The following is a 15,480-nucleotide window of genomic DNA, read 5'->3' on the forward strand; positions in this document are numbered from 1 at the left end:
ACGCATATTAGGCCGTCTTTGAAGTCGCCGGTTCCGTGAAGGACCGGCCGCATAATGCAAGAAGCCCGATGCAACAGCACCGGGCTCAGTCCAGACTCACTATGGAGGCACTGTGAAAGCATTGCAAGGCGTTGAAGGGCAAGTGACATGGGTTGAAGAGCCAAGCCCAAGCTGCGATGTAGGGCAAATTCGGATTCGTGTGGCAGCTGCGGGGTTGAATCGCGCCGATCTGCTGCAAAGTGCGGGCTTGTATCCGCCACCGCCGGGCGCCAGCAAAATGCTGGGGCTGGAGTGTTCAGGGGTGATCAGTGAAGTCGGTCCGGGCTCTTCCTGGCAGGTCGGCGACCGCGTGTGCGCGCTGTTAGCGGGCGGCGGTATGGCCGAAGAGGTGGTCGTGGATGCGCGTCACGCCTTGCCGGTGCCTGAAGGTTTGTCGCTGATTGAAGCGGCGGCATTACCCGAGGTGTACAGCACGGCATGGTTAAACCTGTTTCAACTGGCTGCGTTAAAGCCGGGCGAAAAAGTGTTGTTGCACGCTGGAGCGAGTGGAGTTGGTTCAGCGGCCATTCAGCTGTGCAAGGCGTTTGGCAGCCCGTGTTGGGTGACGGTAGGGTCGGCAGAGCGTTTGGCGTATTGCGAGGCGTTGGGTGCACAGGGTGGAGCTGTGCGTGGCGAGGGGCTGGACAGCCTCAAGGCGCTGGGGCCGTTTGACGTAGTGCTGGACCCGGTGGGCGCCAATTATGTGGAGTCCAACCTCAAATTGCTGGCGCTGGATGGGCGCTGGGTCTTGATTGGCTTGATGGGTGGGCGCAAAGCCGAGCTGGATCTGGCGTTGGTGCTGGGCAAGCGAATCCAGTTGCTGGGTTCGACCTTGCGCAGCCGCGATGACCAGTTCAAGGCAGATTTGTTGAGTGATCTGGGTCAGCAGGTCTGGCCGTTGTTCAACGAAGGCCGTTTAAGCCCGCAGTTGGCCAAGACCTTCCCGATTGCAGAGGCGCAAGCGGCGTTTGACGAACTGGCTGGCAATCAAGTGTCGGGCAAGCTGGTGTTGGTGATCGACGCGAGTCTGGTTTAAGTCACCCATAACGGTGTAGGAGCGAGCTTGTCTCGCGATCTTTTGATCTTTAAAAGATCGCGAGGCAAGCTCGCTCCTACTAGCCTGTTTTACTTCCAGTGATGAATTGGCCACCCGGCCTTTTCAGCGTGTTCACGTAACACTGGGTCCGGATTGACCACGTGTGGGTAATCCACTTTGAGCAGCAACGGCAAGTCGTTGCGAGAGTCGGAGTAAAAAATCGCGCCTTCGAGGTTTTCTTCTTGCTCGTCCATCCACTCCAGCAGGCGGATGATTTTGCCTTCGCGGTAGGTCAGGGTTCCGACGGTTTTGCCCGTGTAAAAACCATGGGCCACATCCAGCTCAATGCCCAGCACTTCATCAATGCCCAGACGCTCGGCAATCGGTTTGACCAAATGCACGCCCGACGCCGAAATAACCAGAATGCGATCGCCTGCCTTGCGGTGCGCAGCGATGGTTTTGGTCGCATCACTGAAAATGATCGGCTCGATGAAGTCCTCAACCCATGGGCCGACCAAATGCTCGACTTCTTCAGGCGTGCGGCCCACCAAGGGCTCCAGGCTGAAGGCCATGTAGTCTTCCATCTTCAACTGGCCTTGACTGTAGGCGAGCATCAGCTCGTCGTTACGCTGCATGAACGACTCGGGGTCGACCCAGCCCAAGCGGCCCATTTGCTCGCTCCACAGGGTGGCGCAGTCGCCGTGGATCAAGGTTTCATCCAGATCAAAAATTGCCAGGGCCATCAGTACAACTCCCTCTTCATCGTGCTCAAAAGCATCAGGCTACCTCACATAAGGTGCTGCTATCGATGGACAACGCCACGCGCTGGCCATCCGGGTACAGATCGGCCGGTGAGCGGTTAAGCACATCGACGACCAGTTCCACGCCCCGTACTTCTACCCGATAGCGGATCACATTGCCCAGCAGACTATGGTTGCGGATCAACGTGTCGGGTTCGCCACTCAGGCTCAAGCCCAGGGTTTCCGGGCGTATCGCGATGCGGCTGGTGACCGGACGCTGCAACAGGCGGCTGGCCGTTTCGGCGTCCAGCAGGTTGTAGTTGCCGATAAAACCGGCCGCGAACACATCCACCGGTGAGGCGTAGAGGTTCTCGGCGTTACCGCTTTGTACGATTCGTCCTTTGTTCATGAGGAAGATGCGGTCGCTCATGGTCAGCGCTTCTTCTTGGTCGTGGGTGACGAAAATCGTCGTCAGCCCCAGTTCGCGCTGTATCTGACGAATCTGTTCGCGCAAGTGTTTGCGGATTCGTGCATCCAGTGCTGACAGCGGTTCATCCAGCAACAGCAAGCGCGGGCGCGTTACCAGCGAGCGAGCCAGCGCGACACGTTGGCATTGGCCACCGGAGAGCTGGTGCGGGTAGCGTTTGGCAAAGTCATTGAGCTCCACCAGTTGCAGCACCTCGGTCACGCGCTTTTGGCTGTCGTCAGCCTTGACCTTTTGCATGCGCAGGCCGAAGGCCACGTTCTGCTCGACGGTCATGTTGGGGAACAGCGCGTAGCTCTGGAACACCATGCCAATCCCGCGTTTCTGCGGGTTGAGCGGGACGATGTCCTGACCATCGAGCAGGATTTTTCCTTCATCTACCGGCGTCAGCCCGGCGATGCAGCGCAGCAATGTGGACTTGCCGCAGCCGGACGGGCCGAGCAGGGTCACGAACTCGCCCTTGCTGATGGTGAAGTTGATGTCGCTGAACACCGGGGTGCCGGAGTAGGTTTTTTGCAGATGTTCGACGCTGACGAAGCTCATTGGCTTTTGTCCTTGTTCAGGAAGGTGGCAACCCAAGTCAGCACCAGTACAAAGAGGAAGTACGAAATCACCAGCGCGCTGGTGAAATGGCCGCTGCTGTTACGCATGTTGTTGAGGAACACCTGCAAGGTTTCGTAGCGCGTGCCGACCAGAATGTTGGCAAATACGAACTCGCCAAACAGGAACGAGAACGACAGCAGCAATGCCACCAGCATGCCTTTGCGCAAGTTCGGCAACACCACCAGGAACGCTGCCTGCCAGGTGCTGGCGCCGAGCAGTTGGGCGGCGTCCATCAGGTCGTGCAGGTTGATGGCTTGCAGGTTGTTGGTGATGGCCCGGTACATGAACGGCAGCGCCACGGTGAAGTAGCAGCCGATCAGAATCCAGGGCGTGCCGACCATGGCCATTGGCCCCGAGCCATACAGTTGCAGCAGGCCGACCGACGACACCACGGGCGGCACGGCAAACGGCAGCAGAATCAGGATGTTCATCAGCACGTCGAGTTTGGGGAAGTGGTAATGCACCACGAACAACAACGGCAAAATCAGCACCATTGACAGCACCAGCGCCCCGACGCAAATCAGCAACGAATGCCCGAATGCGGTCAAAAAGCGCGGGTCGCTCCACAGTTGGGTGTACCACTTGAAGGTAAAGCCACTGGGCAAAACAGTTGCTGACCAGCTGCTGGCAATCGAATACACAAAGGTGCCCAGCAGCGGCAACAGCAAAATGATGAACAGCAGGTAGACCACGCTGCGGTGGTAAATGCTGGCAGTTCCGGTTTCAGCGCGCGACATGGTAGCTCCTCTTTAACAGCCACTGATGCACCAGCGTCACCAAGGTCATCAACCCCACCAGAATCACTGCCAGCGCACTGGCCATGTTCGGATCCAGGCTGATATCGCCTGACACCATCGCGGCGATGCGAATCGGCAGCACGTTGAAGTTGCCGGTGGTCAGGGCGTACACCGTGGCGTAGGCACCCAAGGCGTTGGCCAGCAGAATCACAAAGGTGCCGAGCAAGGCCGGTGTCAGGACGGGCAGCCCGATAAAGCGCCAGAATTGCCAACTGCTGGCGCCCAGCAAGGAGGCCGACTCGCGCCAGTCTTCACGCAAGGCATCGAAGGCCGGGTAGAGCAGCAACACCCCCAGTGGAATCTGGAAGTAGGTGTACAAAATGATCAGGCCGGTTTTCGAGTAGAGGTTGAAATCTTCGATGATTCCCGCCTGTTTGAGCATGATCGTGATGCTACCGTTAAAGCCCAGCAGAATGATGAAGGCAAACGCCAGCGGCACGCCGGAGAAGTTGCTGGTCATGTTGGCGAAGGCATTCACGAAATTGCGCAGGCGCGAATCGACTTTGTGCAGTGAGTAACTGCCGAGTATGGCAATCACAATCCCGAATAGGCTGGACCAGAAACTGATTTCCAGACTGTGCTGGATCGCCTGCAAATAAAATTTGGAAGCGAAAATCTTGTTGAAATTGTCCAGACCCCAGCCGGTTTCTTCCGATTGCAGGCTATGAATCATCACCCACACCAGCGGGGCGATCTGGAACACGATGAAAACGACGGCGAAGGGCACCAGGCACAGCAAGCCCAGCCATTTACCTCGGGTCATGGCACGGGCCTCAGTAAGTCTTGGCAAAACGGTTTGTCGTGGGCAACGCCCAGCAACTGGCAAATCGTGCCGCACAGTTCGGTTTGTTCGGGGGTGGCATGCGGGTTGAGGCTGAACGCTTCGCCCAGCACAAACAGCGGCACTTCGCGTTCTTCGGGTAACAGGCCATTGTGCGAGCGGTCGTTGTTCATGCCGTGATCAGCGGTGACCAACACCTGGTAGCCCGCATCGAGCCAGCCTTGCAGGTAGTCGGCCAGGATAATGTCGGCCGAGCGTGCGCTGTTGCGGTATTGCGGGGTGTCGAGGCCGTGCTTGTGCCCGGCGTCGTCGATGTTCATCGGATGCACCACTAAAAAGTCCGGCGCATGGCGCACGCGCAGGCTTTCGGCATCGGCAAACAAATGGGAATCGGGGTAGTGATCGTTCCAGTAAAAGTGCCCGTGCTGGATGGGCAGGTCACTGTTATCGGTGTGGCGGTCGCGGGCGGCGACAAACGGAGAGCGGTTATACAGTTCGCTGACCCAGTGATAGGCCGCGGCTGCGGTGCTCAAACCTGCCTCGCGGGCGTAATGGAACACGCTGCGTTGGTTGGACAGTCGCGACACATTGTTATGCACAATGCCGCTTTCAATCGGCGGTACACCCGTGAGGATGCACTCATAAAGGGGGCGCGACAGCGCCGGTAACTCACAGGTGAGTGTGTAAAGTGCTGCGCGTCCTGCGCCGACATACGCCTGCAAATGCCCCATGGCATGGCGGGCAACGTCGTAGTTGAGTCCGTCGAGTACCACCAAAATAACCTTGTGTTTCATGTACTGCGACTCCGCAGGTAAAGCACAGAAACTGTGGGAGCGAGCTCGTCTCGCGATCTTTTGAACGATCAAAAGATCGCGAGACGAGCTCGCTCCCACAGGGGGAGGTACAGTCCTTTAGTTCATGTTGATGATGACTTCTTCCTGCCACTTCTGAGGCAGAGCCTTAGAGGTCTTTTCCCACGCGTCGGCGTCTTTGATCGGGGTCACTTTCTTGTACTGCTCATTGGGCAGCAGCTTGGCCTGGACATCGGCTGGCAGTGTCAGGTGCTCAGCACGAATCGGCCGCGCGTTGCCTCGTGCCAGGTTGGTTTGGCCCGCGTCGCTGAAGATGTATTCGCGGGTCAGTTTGGCTGCGTTCGGGTGTTTGGCGTATTTGTTGATGATGGTGGTGTAACCCGAGATCACGGAGCCATCAGACGGGATCAGCACGACGTAGTCATCAGGGTTGGCCATTTTTGCCTTGTAGCTCAGGCCGTTGAAGTCCCAGACCACGCCCACTTCGATTTCGCCTTTTTCCATCGTGGCGATGGTCGGGTTGGCCAGCGACAAACGGCCTTGTTTGGCGATGTCAGCAAACATCAGCAGGGCTGGCTGAATGTTCTTTTCATCACCGCCGTTGGCCAGCGCAGCAGCCAGAACGCCGTTGGCAGCTTGAGCGGCGGTGCTCACGTCACCAATCGAAACTTTGTATTTGCCGGATTTCAGGTCAGACCATTTGGTTGGCGCTTCGGAGCCGTGCAGCAGCTTTTTATTGACGATGAACGCGATGGTGCCGGTATAGGCCAACGCCCAGTTACCGTCTTTGTCTTTGGCCCAGGCCGGGATTTGCTCCCAGGTGGTTGGCTTGTACGGTTGGGTCACGCCCTTGGCGACAGCAATCGGGCCGAAGGCGGCACCCACGTCGCCGATGTCAGCGCTGGCGTTGTCTTTCTCGGCGGCAAACTTGGCCACTTCCTGGGCCGAGCTCATGTCCGTGTCGATGTGTTTGAGGCCATACAGCTTGTTCAGGTCTTCCCACGTGCCTTTCCAGTTCGCCCAGTCATCGGGCATGCCGACACTGTTGACTGCACCCTCAGCCTTGGCGGCTGTTTCGAGGGCTTTTAAATCGACATCGGCGGCCATGGCCGAGGTGCAAAGGGCGATGCTGGTGCCTAACAGTGATGCCAGGAAAAACTGTTTCATCCGAAGCTCCTTTGGCGTTATCAACGCTGTTTTTTTGATTTTTTGCAGTGGGTTGGTCTAGGTCAGCAATACCTGAGCCAATTTAAGCCGAGTCCATGACACTTTAATGTCGGCATTGGTTATGCAAGCCTTTTTACTGACCCGGTTACAGGCTTCGGCTAAGCGTAGACCATGGTCAAAGCCCCGGCGGGTGTGGAGTTCGTGGGAAAAAACCCGTGTGGGTGTCATCGAACAGTCATGTGCACTGCCTAGGCTTGCACCCTCAAGAGTTGAGTGTTTTGCAGGCCGAGCCTGCCCACATTTGGTGCTGGACTAGTCCAGATAGGTAACGTTGATGCGAGAAGGTGCACCCAAAGCGGTGACAGCCATTGGATTGGCGCTGCAAGAACAAATTGAACATGGCTTGTTGGCGTGCGGCAGCCAGTTGCCTGCGGAGCGCAAACTCAGCGAACTGTTCTCGACGACCCGTATTACCGTTCGCGAAGCGTTGCTACAGCTCGAAGCCCAAGGCCTGGTGTACCGCGAGGAGCGTCGGGGGTGGTTTATTTCGCCGCCGCGCCTGGCTTACAACCTCATGCAGCGCAGTCACTTCCATGCAATGGTCAGCGCCCAGGGACGGGTACCGACCACTGAGGTGATTAGCGCGCGTTTGCAGCCCGCTTCGGCCGCGGTGTGCGCGCGCTTGCAACTGCCGGCGTTTTCCAGCGTGATCCAGATTTGCCGAGGACGGCGGATTGATGGGCGTTTGGTGCTGTATGTCGAGCACTACCTGAACCCGCAATACTTCCCTGACATTCTGCAGTTCGACCTGACCCAGTCGATCACTGAGCTGTATGCCCGGCACTACGACTTGCACTACGGGCGGGTGCGCTTTGAAATCGTCCCGACGGCATTGCCCGCAGAAGCGGCAGCAACGCTCAAAGTCTCGACGGGCAGCCCTGGATTGAGGATTGAGCGGATCAACTACGATCAGCACGAACGCTTGATCGACTGTGACCTGGAGTATTGGCGACATGACGCGATTCATGTCGGGGTGGATGTGCTGGAGCGTTGAACCTAACCCTTGTAGAAGCGAGCTTTTAAAAGATCAAAAGATCGCGAGGCAAGCTCGCTCCTACAAGGGCCGGGGATTAGTCTTTTTGCAACGTCCCGCTGCTTGCCGTCACGACTTGCACACTGAGGCGCGGCGTAGCCAGGTCCAGCCCGGCTTCGTCCAGATGGCGCTTGAGCGACAAGTTGAACGCCCGCGACACTTCCCACTGTTTGATCGGCGCGGTTTTGAAGCGTGCGCGCAAAATCGCGCTGCCTGACTCAAAACTTTCGACACCCTGGATCTCCAGTGGCGACCAGATGTTGCGACGTTGCAACGGGTCGGTGCGCATCTTTTGCCCCACATCACGCATCAATTTGATCGCGTCGTCGATTTCCATGTTGTAGGGGATCGCCACGCGGAAAATCGCGTAGCCGAACTCTCGGGAATAGTTTTTGATGCTTTTGATTTCGCTGAACGGAATGGTGTGCACGATGCCGTCAATATCGCGCAGGCGCACAGTGCGAATGGTCAGTCCTTCAACTGTCCCCAGGTGCCCGCCGACATCCACGTAATCGTCGATGGCCAGCGAGTCTTCAATAATGATGAACAAGCCAGTGATCAAGTCAGCCACCAGCGACTGGGCACCGAAACCAATGGCCAGACCGATCACACCGGCACCGGCCAGCAGTGGCGTGACGTTCATGCCCATGTTTGCCAGGGCGACAATCAGCGCGATGATGAAAATGGCCGCAAACAGTACGTTGCGAATCAGCGGCATCATGGTTTGTGCACGGGCGTTGGCCACGCCTTTGCGTGAGCGTGTCAAGGCATGGTGGATGGCGGTGTCGGCCAGAATCCAGACCAACCAGGCAAACAGCAAGGTGCCGGCCAGCCCAAACAGTTTGACGCTGATTTCATGCCCATCGCCTTCGGTAAAGGTGATCAGCGACAAGCCCCACACCCGCAACCCGAGTTCGATGAACACCAGCCAGACCACCAGGTGCGCCAAGGTGTAGACAAAGCTCTTGAGTCGTTCGGAGTACAGGGCGTGGCGTTTAGGGCCGCGTTGCGGCTTTTGTGAATGGCGGCGCACCAGCCCGTTGATCACCATGCACAGCACCACCAGCACGGCGCAGATCAGCGACTGGCGCAAGGCGGTGCTGGTGTCGCCCGCCGAGAGGAAGGTGGCGAACAGTGAAATGCCCACCAGAATCAGCGCCGCTATGTACCAGTAAGTGCCGAGAATATCGATGCTGTCGCTCAAGGCGCGGCGCGTGAGGCGGCGCGACAGTGGCTGGTTGCGGATCAGGTGCGCGATGGGGCGACGGAAGCGGATGATAAACAGCCCGGTCGACAGCGCGGCCATCACATTGGCGAAGGTGGCAGCCGTGTGCGCCAGATGCACGCCAAGAGTCGCCACCAGTCGTGGGTCGCTGAGCGCTTCGCCAAAGGCGGCGAAGCTGCCGATCCACCACAGAGGGCGAAAAGCTTGATGCCGCAAAATATGCAGGGCTCGATGGCGATGCGGCCCGTCGAGCAACGAAAACAGGATGACGCAGGTAGCTGAAAAACACGTGCCGATCACCAATGCATAGGCCAGCACCATCGCCAGGTCTTTGCCCAATGAAGACGGCAAGGCGTAGCTCATGTACACCGTGATCACCAGTGCCACCAGCCACGGGCCCAGTTTGCGCAAGGCAAAGCGCAGCATATCGACGGCTCTGGGGTGCTGCGGCAGTTCTTCACTGAGGCCAAAGCGCAGGCGCACACGATGGCTGACCCAAATCAGCAGCGCGGCCAGCAGGCTCCAGACCATGATGATCAGCGCAAAGGCGAAAATGATGGGCACCCATTCATTGGCCGGGAGCATTAAGGCCACTAGCTCATCTTTGGCTTGTTCGATTTCGGTGGTCCAGCGCGAGGTCGGGCTGTCGCTGCCGGAAAACTGTTTTTCGAGGTCGGCGAGGGTGCTGCCAATCAGGCCCAGTACACCTATTTCAGCTTCGGGCTGGGCTTTTTTAGTCGCGTCACGAAGCTTTTTAAGGTCGGTCAGCAGCTTGCTGCGTTGCTGATCGTTCTCCAGGTTTTTGATCACCTCGTCCAGCGATTGGCCCAAAGGCTCGGTGGGTTGCGTTTGGGTTTTATCCGAACTGGGCAGCAGGCTGGTGATGCCGACGGCCTGGGCCGAAGTGAGCGGCAACAGGCTCAGCAAACAAATCAGTAGCCAATAGGGCCGGGCAAAGAGACGAAGAAACACTAGGCGATCACCCTCGGAAAGTACGGATCGGACGAGTGTACGCTAGGCCCCGCGATCATTCATTTCATGTTGTGCATAAATAAGTGATCGCGGGCGCAGTGCTATTTACTGATTGAGTTTGGCGAGGATTTTAAAAACGATGGTGCCGAAAATCAGCAACATGCCAAACCAGATCGACAGAACGCCGGGCTTGCTGTCGCGAAAGTTGAACCCGATGGTTAGCAGCAGCATGCCCAACACAATGGGAATCAACATGGAATTAAAGGCGGATATTTCGAACATGTTCTGGACCTGAAGAAGTTAATGCCTCAAGTCTAGGTGGCTTTACGCAGAAGTGGGGTGATGTGTATCAAAAATGAACCGCCTTGGCACTCTGCCTCTGTAGGAGCGAGCTTGCCTCGCGATCTTTTTTAAGATCAAAAGATCGCGAGGCAAGCTCGCTCCTACACAGGTGGGCTGTTTTACGGCAGTTCGTGACTGGCGTAGAACGCGCTCAGCACTTTCACCAGGTGCGCCAGGTCATGGCTGCCAGCCAGCTCGCGAATCGAGTGCATGGCAAATGTCGGCAGGCCAATGTCGACAGTGCGTACACCCAGGTGGCTGGCGGTGATCGGGCCGATGGTCGAGCCGCATCCCATGTCGCTGCGCACCACAAAACTTTGCACCGGCACTTCGACCGCCATGCACAGATGCCGGAAGAAGCCTGCGGTTTCGCTGTTGGTGGCGTAGCGCTGGTTGCTGTTGACCTTGATCACCGGCCCGGCATTGAGTTTGGGGCCGTGGTTGGCGTCGTGCTTGTCAGCGTAGTTGGGGTGTACGCCGTGCGCGTTGTCGGCCGAGACCAGCAGCGACTTTTGAATCGTGCGTACAAACTCGTCGCCTTCGGGCAACACACGTTGCAGGATCTGCTCCAGCATCGGGCCATCGGCACCGCACGCCGAACACGAGCCGACTTCTTCATGGTCATTGGCGACCAGCAGGCAGGTTTCTTCGGTATCGGCGTTGAGCAGCGCTTGCAGGCCCGCGTAGCACGACAGCAAGTTGTCGAGGCGTGCACCGGCAATGAAGTCTCCGTTGAGGCCGATGACTGCGGCACTTTGGGTGTCGTAGAAGCTCAGCTCATAGTCGAGCACCACGTCAGCGTTGAGGCCGTGTTCGCGCGCCAACTGGTCGGTGAGCAATGCGCGGAAGTCCACACGCTCATCGCCCGCGACCTGCGCCAGGATCGGCGGGAGTTCGTTCTGCTGATTAATCGCCCAGCCTTCGTTGGCGCCACGGTTGAGGTGGATGGCCAGGTTGGGAATGGTCGCGATTGGCGCCCTGAAGTCGATCAGTTGGCTTTCGACCTTGCCGTCGCGGCGGAAGGTGACACGCCCGGCGAGTGACAGGTCGCGGTCAAACCAGGGGGCGAGCAAGGCCCCGCCGTAGACTTCAACACCCAACTGCCAAAAGCCCTGGCGTTGCAATTCAGGCTGCGGCTTGACCCGCAGGCAGGGGCTGTCTGTATGAGCGCCGACCATGCGGATGCCACCGTGCAGAGGCGAATGACGGCCCAGCTTGAAGGCAACAATGGAGGAGTCATTGCGGGTGACGTAATAGCGACCGTTGGCTTCGGTGTACCAGGTTTCGCGTTCATCGAGACGCTGAAAACCGGCGGCCTCCAGACGTTGAACAAGGCTGGCAGTGGCATGAAACGGGGTAGGGGAGGCCTTGAGAAAGTCGATCAGGCCTTGGTTCAGCTCTTCGCGCATAAGTTACTCCAGACAGCAAGGCCGCGAGTTTAGCGCATTGATCCCAAAAATTGATCCCAATAAAACTCAATTCCCGTAGTCGCTGACGAGGAACGAAGGCTGCGATCGGCCGTGTAATGGATCGCAGCCTTCGTTCCTCGTCAGCGACTACGAGTTTTTTGTGCCTAGAGTTAAAACGGCGCGGGGCACTCAAAGCGCAGGCGTTCGCCCGTCTGCGGGTGGGTGAAGCTCAGCATGCTGGCGTGCAGGCACAGGCGCGGGTATGCCGCCAATGCTTGTGCATGCGCATACAGGCCATCGCCCAACAGCGGGTGGCCGATGGACAGCATGTGCACGCGCAACTGGTGCGAGCGCCCGGTAATGGGTGTCAGTTCAACCCGGCAGTAATCGCCGCAACGCTCCAGCACTTTCCAGAAGGTCAGCGCGTTTTTACCGAACTCGTGATCGACCACGTGCCGAGGTTTGGTCGGCGGGTCGTAGCGCAGTGGCAAGTCGATGCTGCCGCTGTCCAGTTCCGGTTGACCCCAAGCGAGTGCGGTGTAGGCCTTTTCGGTTTCGCGATCATGAAACTGACGCGACAGTTCGCGGTGCGTATCCGCATCGCGGGCCAGCAGGATGATCCCCGAGGTTTCCCAATCCAGACGGTGCACGATGCGCGCTTCGGGGTAGCCGTTTTCTTGCAGGCGGGTGATCAGGCAGTCTTTGTTGTCTTCGGCGCGGCCCGGCACTGAGAGCAGCAAGGTCGGCTTATTGACGACCAGAACGCCCGCGTCCTGATGGATGATGTGAATGTTCGACAACGGCATTAAAACAGCCTCTTAACAAACGCCAACGGCGGCTTGCAAATCCCCCTTTGCAGAGAGACCTCCAAGCCGCCGTGGTATCAGCCGGATCGGTTAACGATCTGGCAAGGTGATGTTGAGTTCCAGAATCGAGCAGCTGCCCTCGTTTTCAAGGGCGATCTGTACTTGATCATCGCCGATGTTGACGTATTTGCGGATCACCTCAACCAGCTCTTTTTGCAGGGCAGGCAGGTAGTCCGGGGTGCTGCGTTGGCCGCGCTCGTGCGCCACGATGATCTGTAGACGCTCTTTCGCGACCGACGCGGTGGTTGGCGTTTTGCGGGTACGAAAGAAGTCAAAAATGTTCATTGTTTAGTTGCCTCCAAACAGGCGCTCGAAGAATCCCTTCTTCTGTACATCGAGGAACCGATGCTCCACGGTTTTGCCCAGCAAGCGATCAACCGCATCGCTGTAGGCCTGACCGGCGTCGCTTTGATCATCGAGGATCACCGGCACGCCTTGGTTGGAAGCCTTGAGTACCGCCTGGGATTCCGGGATCACTCCCAGCAGCGCTACCGCCAGGATTTCCTTGACGTCTTCAACGCCCAGCATTTCACCCTTGCTCACGCGATCCGGGTTATAGCGGGTCAGCAGCAGGTGTTCCTTGATCGGGTCTTCGTTCAGTTCGGCGCGGCGCGATTTGCTGGCCAGCAGGCCCAGCATGCGGTCCGAGTCACGTACCGAAGACACTTCCGGGTTGGTCACGACAATCGCTTCATCGGCGAAGTACATGGCCAGGTGAGCACCGGTCTCGATGCCGGCCGGGGAGTCACAGACCACGAATTCGAAGGTCTCTTTCAGTTCCATCAGAACTTTTTCGACGCCTTCTTTGGTCAGTGCATCCTTGTCACGGGTCTGGCTGGCAGCCAATACGTACAGGTTTTCAAGGCGCTTGTCTTTGATCAGGGCCTGTTGCAGGTTGGCTTCGCCATTGACCACGTTGACGAAGTCATACACCACGCGACGTTCGCAGCCCATGATCAAGTCAAGGTTACGCAAGCCAACGTCGAAGTCGACGATGACTGTTTTGTGGCCGCGCAGCGCGAGGCCGGTGCCGATAGCGGCGCTGGTGGTGGTCTTACCCACACCACCCTTGCCGGATGTAACCACTAGAATCTTGGCCAAGGTGCTTCACCCCTAAGAAAAAAGGACTTTTTAGTCCCTGAATAACATCTCTAAATAAACGACAGCAGATGCACAGTTTTTTTGCGGTCATCTCCCAGCTTAGGCTTACAGAGCGTAAACGCTGGCTGAATAATGATTTCCTACAAGAATTAGCCTGTTTTCTCTACGTTTTTGAGATGGTTGGAAAATGGCGAGAGTATCCGTTAAAGACGGGTGATGTTCAACATGTCACTTGACAGACTGATTTGAACCCCGGCGCCCCATAAAGGATCGCGTCGCAGGTCTTCAGACACTTTGTACTTACCGGCAATGGACACCAGTTCGGCGCTCAGTTGCTGGCAGAAAATCCGCGCCTTGGTATTACCTTTGTGTCCGGCAAGTGCACGGCCACGCATCGGCCCGTAAACATGGATGTTGCCATCGGCCATAAGTTCCGCACCGGGGCTGACAGAAGAAATCACCACCAGGTCGCTGCCTTCGGCATACACCATTTGGCCACCACGGACCGGACTGGTGATGATCTTGGTCGGTCGAATGGTCGGCTCGGGCGGTTTTTCCGGCTTTTTAGGCTCTGGCACCACTTCGACTGCCGGTTCAATCAGGCGTTCGCGGGCGCCGGAAGGCGGGAGTACCGGCAAGTCGATGGCGATGGCCGCGGCGATGTCTTCGATTCGGTTAGCGCGAATGGCCAGGGTGCGCAGGCCATGTTGGCGGCATACACGCATCAGCCCCGGCAAATCGATGGCGCCAGCGCCTATGGGCAACTTGTCGAGCGCCAGCACCAGCGGGGTATTACTGAAAAAATTAGGCGCCTGGGCCACCTTGGCGGCCAGTTGGCGATCGAGGGCTTCAAGGTTGTTTTGGGCCAGTTCCAGCACCGTAATGGCGAGCATACTGCCCTTAAGCTGAAACACGGGGGCTTGGTCTTGCGATTCGGTTTGGCTCATGGTCGGCTTAATGCGGCTTGTCACTTAAAGTGCAGAGACTTATAACGAGAACGCCCGCGAGCCGCAAGCCGGGTCTAACGATGTAGAATGCCCGGCCCCTAGTGTCTGTCCGGAATCATTAATGGATCGCCCGCAATTTCGTGCTGCTTTTTTTCATCCGCGTTTCTGGCTGCTCTGGTTAGGGCTAGGCGTACTGTGGCTGGTGGTTCAGTTGCCTTATAAATGGCAGTTGGGGATCGGCCGTTTGCTGGGCTCGCTGATGTACCGGGTGGCCGGTGATCGGCGGCGGATTGCGGCGCGTAACCTTGAGCTGTGTTTTCCTGAAAAAACCGCAGCCGAGCGCACAATGCTGCTCAAACAGAACTTCGCCTCAACCGGCATCGCCTTTTTCGAGATGGCCATGAGCTGGTGGTGGTCCAAGCCGCGTCTGGCCAAACTGGCCCACGTTGAAGGGCTTGAGCACCTCAAGCAGGCGCAGCGCGAAGGCAAGGGCGTGATCTTGATGGCGTTCCACTTCACCACCCTGGAAATCGGCGCCGCGCTGCTCGGCCAGCAGCACACCATTGACGGCATGTACCGCGAACACAAAAACCCACTGTTCGACTTTATTCAGCGTCGCGGTCGCGAGCGGCACAACCTGGATTCGTTGGCCGTAGAGCGTGATGACGTGCGCGGCATGCTGAAACTACTGCGCTCTGGGCGCGCCATCTGGTACGCGCCCGACCAGGACTACGGCGCCAAGCAAAGCATTTTTGTACCGTTGTTCGGCATTCAGGCGGCAACCGTCACCGCCACCAGCAAATTCGCCAAGTTGGGCAAAGCGCAGGTTGTGCCCTTTACTCAACAACGACTGGCGGATGGCCGTGGGTACAAACTGGTGATTCATCCGCCGCTGGACGATTTCCCCGGAGAAAGCGATGAGGCGGACTGCCTGCGAATCAATCAATGGGTCGAACGGGCGATACGTGAATGCCCCGAGCAGTACTTGTGGGCGCATCGCCGTTTCAAGACCCGCCCGCCGGGTGAGCCCAAACTGTACGACAAGCGCCGCTGATACGACGTTACC

At 57.7% G+C, this 15,480-nt stretch carries 16 protein-coding genes; 3 read left to right on the forward strand and 13 right to left on the reverse strand.

The window, feature by feature from the left end; all coding sequences use genetic code 11:
- Window positions 1–112: 112 nt before the first annotated feature.
- A complete protein-coding gene (locus tag RHM56_RS05495) occupies window positions 113–1,075 on the forward strand; it encodes an NAD(P)H-quinone oxidoreductase (RefSeq protein ID WP_322239352.1) in 963 nt (320 codons plus the stop codon).
- An 89-nt stretch (window positions 1,076–1,164) separates the two neighbouring features.
- Here the strand turns inward: RHM56_RS05495 and RHM56_RS05500 are convergent, their stop codons facing one another.
- The 6 genes from RHM56_RS05500 to RHM56_RS05525 form a co-directional block, all read right to left on the reverse strand.
- Entirely contained in the window at window positions 1,165–1,818 is a 654-nt protein-coding gene (locus tag RHM56_RS05500; protein WP_322239354.1) for an HAD family hydrolase, read from the reverse strand.
- Between the two features lie 34 nt (window positions 1,819–1,852).
- The gene (locus RHM56_RS05505; protein ID WP_322239356.1) at window positions 1,853–2,842 is read right to left on the reverse strand and encodes an ABC transporter ATP-binding protein; all 990 of its coding nucleotides are present in this window, start codon (window positions 2,840–2,842) and stop codon (window positions 1,853–1,855) included.
- Window positions 2,839–3,639, reverse strand: coding sequence for an ABC transporter permease (locus RHM56_RS05510; protein WP_322239358.1), 801 nt, complete (start codon window positions 3,637–3,639; stop codon window positions 2,839–2,841). Before RHM56_RS05510 ends, RHM56_RS05505 begins: the two co-directional genes overlap by 4 nt.
- Window positions 3,626–4,462 (reverse strand): ABC transporter permease subunit, encoded by an 837-nt coding sequence (locus RHM56_RS05515; RefSeq protein ID WP_322239360.1) that lies wholly within the window; start codon window positions 4,460–4,462, stop codon window positions 3,626–3,628. Before RHM56_RS05515 ends, RHM56_RS05510 begins: the two co-directional genes overlap by 14 nt.
- Window positions 4,459–5,274, reverse strand: a complete 816-nt coding sequence (locus RHM56_RS05520; protein ID WP_322239362.1) for an alkaline phosphatase family protein — start codon at window positions 5,272–5,274, stop codon at window positions 4,459–4,461. Before RHM56_RS05520 ends, RHM56_RS05515 begins: the two co-directional genes overlap by 4 nt.
- Before the next feature lie 117 nt (window positions 5,275–5,391).
- Window positions 5,392–6,459, reverse strand: a complete 1,068-nt coding sequence (locus RHM56_RS05525; RefSeq protein WP_322239364.1) for an ABC transporter substrate-binding protein — start codon at window positions 6,457–6,459, stop codon at window positions 5,392–5,394.
- A 334-nt stretch (window positions 6,460–6,793) separates the two neighbouring features.
- Here RHM56_RS05525 and phnR point away from each other — a divergent pair, with 334 nt between their 5' ends.
- On the forward strand, window positions 6,794–7,513 hold the full coding sequence (phnR, locus tag RHM56_RS05530; protein ID WP_322239366.1) for a phosphonate utilization transcriptional regulator PhnR: 720 nt from the start codon (window positions 6,794–6,796) through the stop codon (window positions 7,511–7,513).
- A gap of 76 nt (window positions 7,514–7,589) precedes the next feature.
- Here phnR and RHM56_RS05535 read toward each other — a convergent pair whose 3' ends face one another.
- The 7 genes from RHM56_RS05535 to minC form a co-directional block, all read right to left on the reverse strand.
- On the reverse strand, window positions 7,590–9,749 hold the full coding sequence (locus RHM56_RS05535) for a mechanosensitive ion channel family protein (protein WP_322239368.1): 2,160 nt from the start codon (window positions 9,747–9,749) through the stop codon (window positions 7,590–7,592).
- Between the two features lie 105 nt (window positions 9,750–9,854).
- Window positions 9,855–10,031, reverse strand: coding sequence for a hypothetical protein (locus RHM56_RS05540; RefSeq protein WP_322239370.1), 177 nt, complete (start codon window positions 10,029–10,031; stop codon window positions 9,855–9,857).
- A gap of 179 nt (window positions 10,032–10,210) precedes the next feature.
- The gene (locus RHM56_RS05545; protein ID WP_322239372.1) at window positions 10,211–11,500 is read right to left on the reverse strand and encodes a M18 family aminopeptidase; all 1,290 of its coding nucleotides are present in this window, start codon (window positions 11,498–11,500) and stop codon (window positions 10,211–10,213) included.
- A 170-nt stretch (window positions 11,501–11,670) separates the two neighbouring features.
- Window positions 11,671–12,306, reverse strand: a complete 636-nt coding sequence (locus RHM56_RS05550; protein ID WP_322239374.1) for an RluA family pseudouridine synthase — start codon at window positions 12,304–12,306, stop codon at window positions 11,671–11,673.
- 90 nt (window positions 12,307–12,396) lie between these two features.
- Window positions 12,397–12,651, reverse strand: a complete 255-nt coding sequence (gene minE / locus RHM56_RS05555) for a cell division topological specificity factor MinE (RefSeq protein WP_019410761.1) — start codon at window positions 12,649–12,651, stop codon at window positions 12,397–12,399.
- 3 nt (window positions 12,652–12,654) lie between these two features.
- Entirely contained in the window at window positions 12,655–13,467 is an 813-nt protein-coding gene (gene minD, locus RHM56_RS05560; RefSeq protein WP_322239376.1) for a septum site-determining protein MinD, read from the reverse strand.
- 203 nt (window positions 13,468–13,670) lie between these two features.
- Window positions 13,671–14,414 (reverse strand): septum site-determining protein MinC, encoded by a 744-nt coding sequence (minC, locus tag RHM56_RS05565; protein ID WP_322239378.1) that lies wholly within the window; start codon window positions 14,412–14,414, stop codon window positions 13,671–13,673.
- Window positions 14,415–14,535: 121 nt separating this feature from the next.
- On the opposite strand from minC, the gene RHM56_RS05570 reads away from it, so the two are divergent.
- Window positions 14,536–15,468, forward strand: a complete 933-nt coding sequence (locus tag RHM56_RS05570) for a lipid A biosynthesis lauroyl acyltransferase (protein ID WP_322239380.1) — start codon at window positions 14,536–14,538, stop codon at window positions 15,466–15,468.
- The last annotated feature ends 12 nt before the right edge of the window (window positions 15,469–15,480 follow it).

Source organism: Pseudomonas sp. CCC3.1 (assembly GCF_034347405.1).
In the GTDB taxonomy this organism is placed as follows: domain Bacteria; phylum Pseudomonadota; class Gammaproteobacteria; order Pseudomonadales; family Pseudomonadaceae; genus Aquipseudomonas.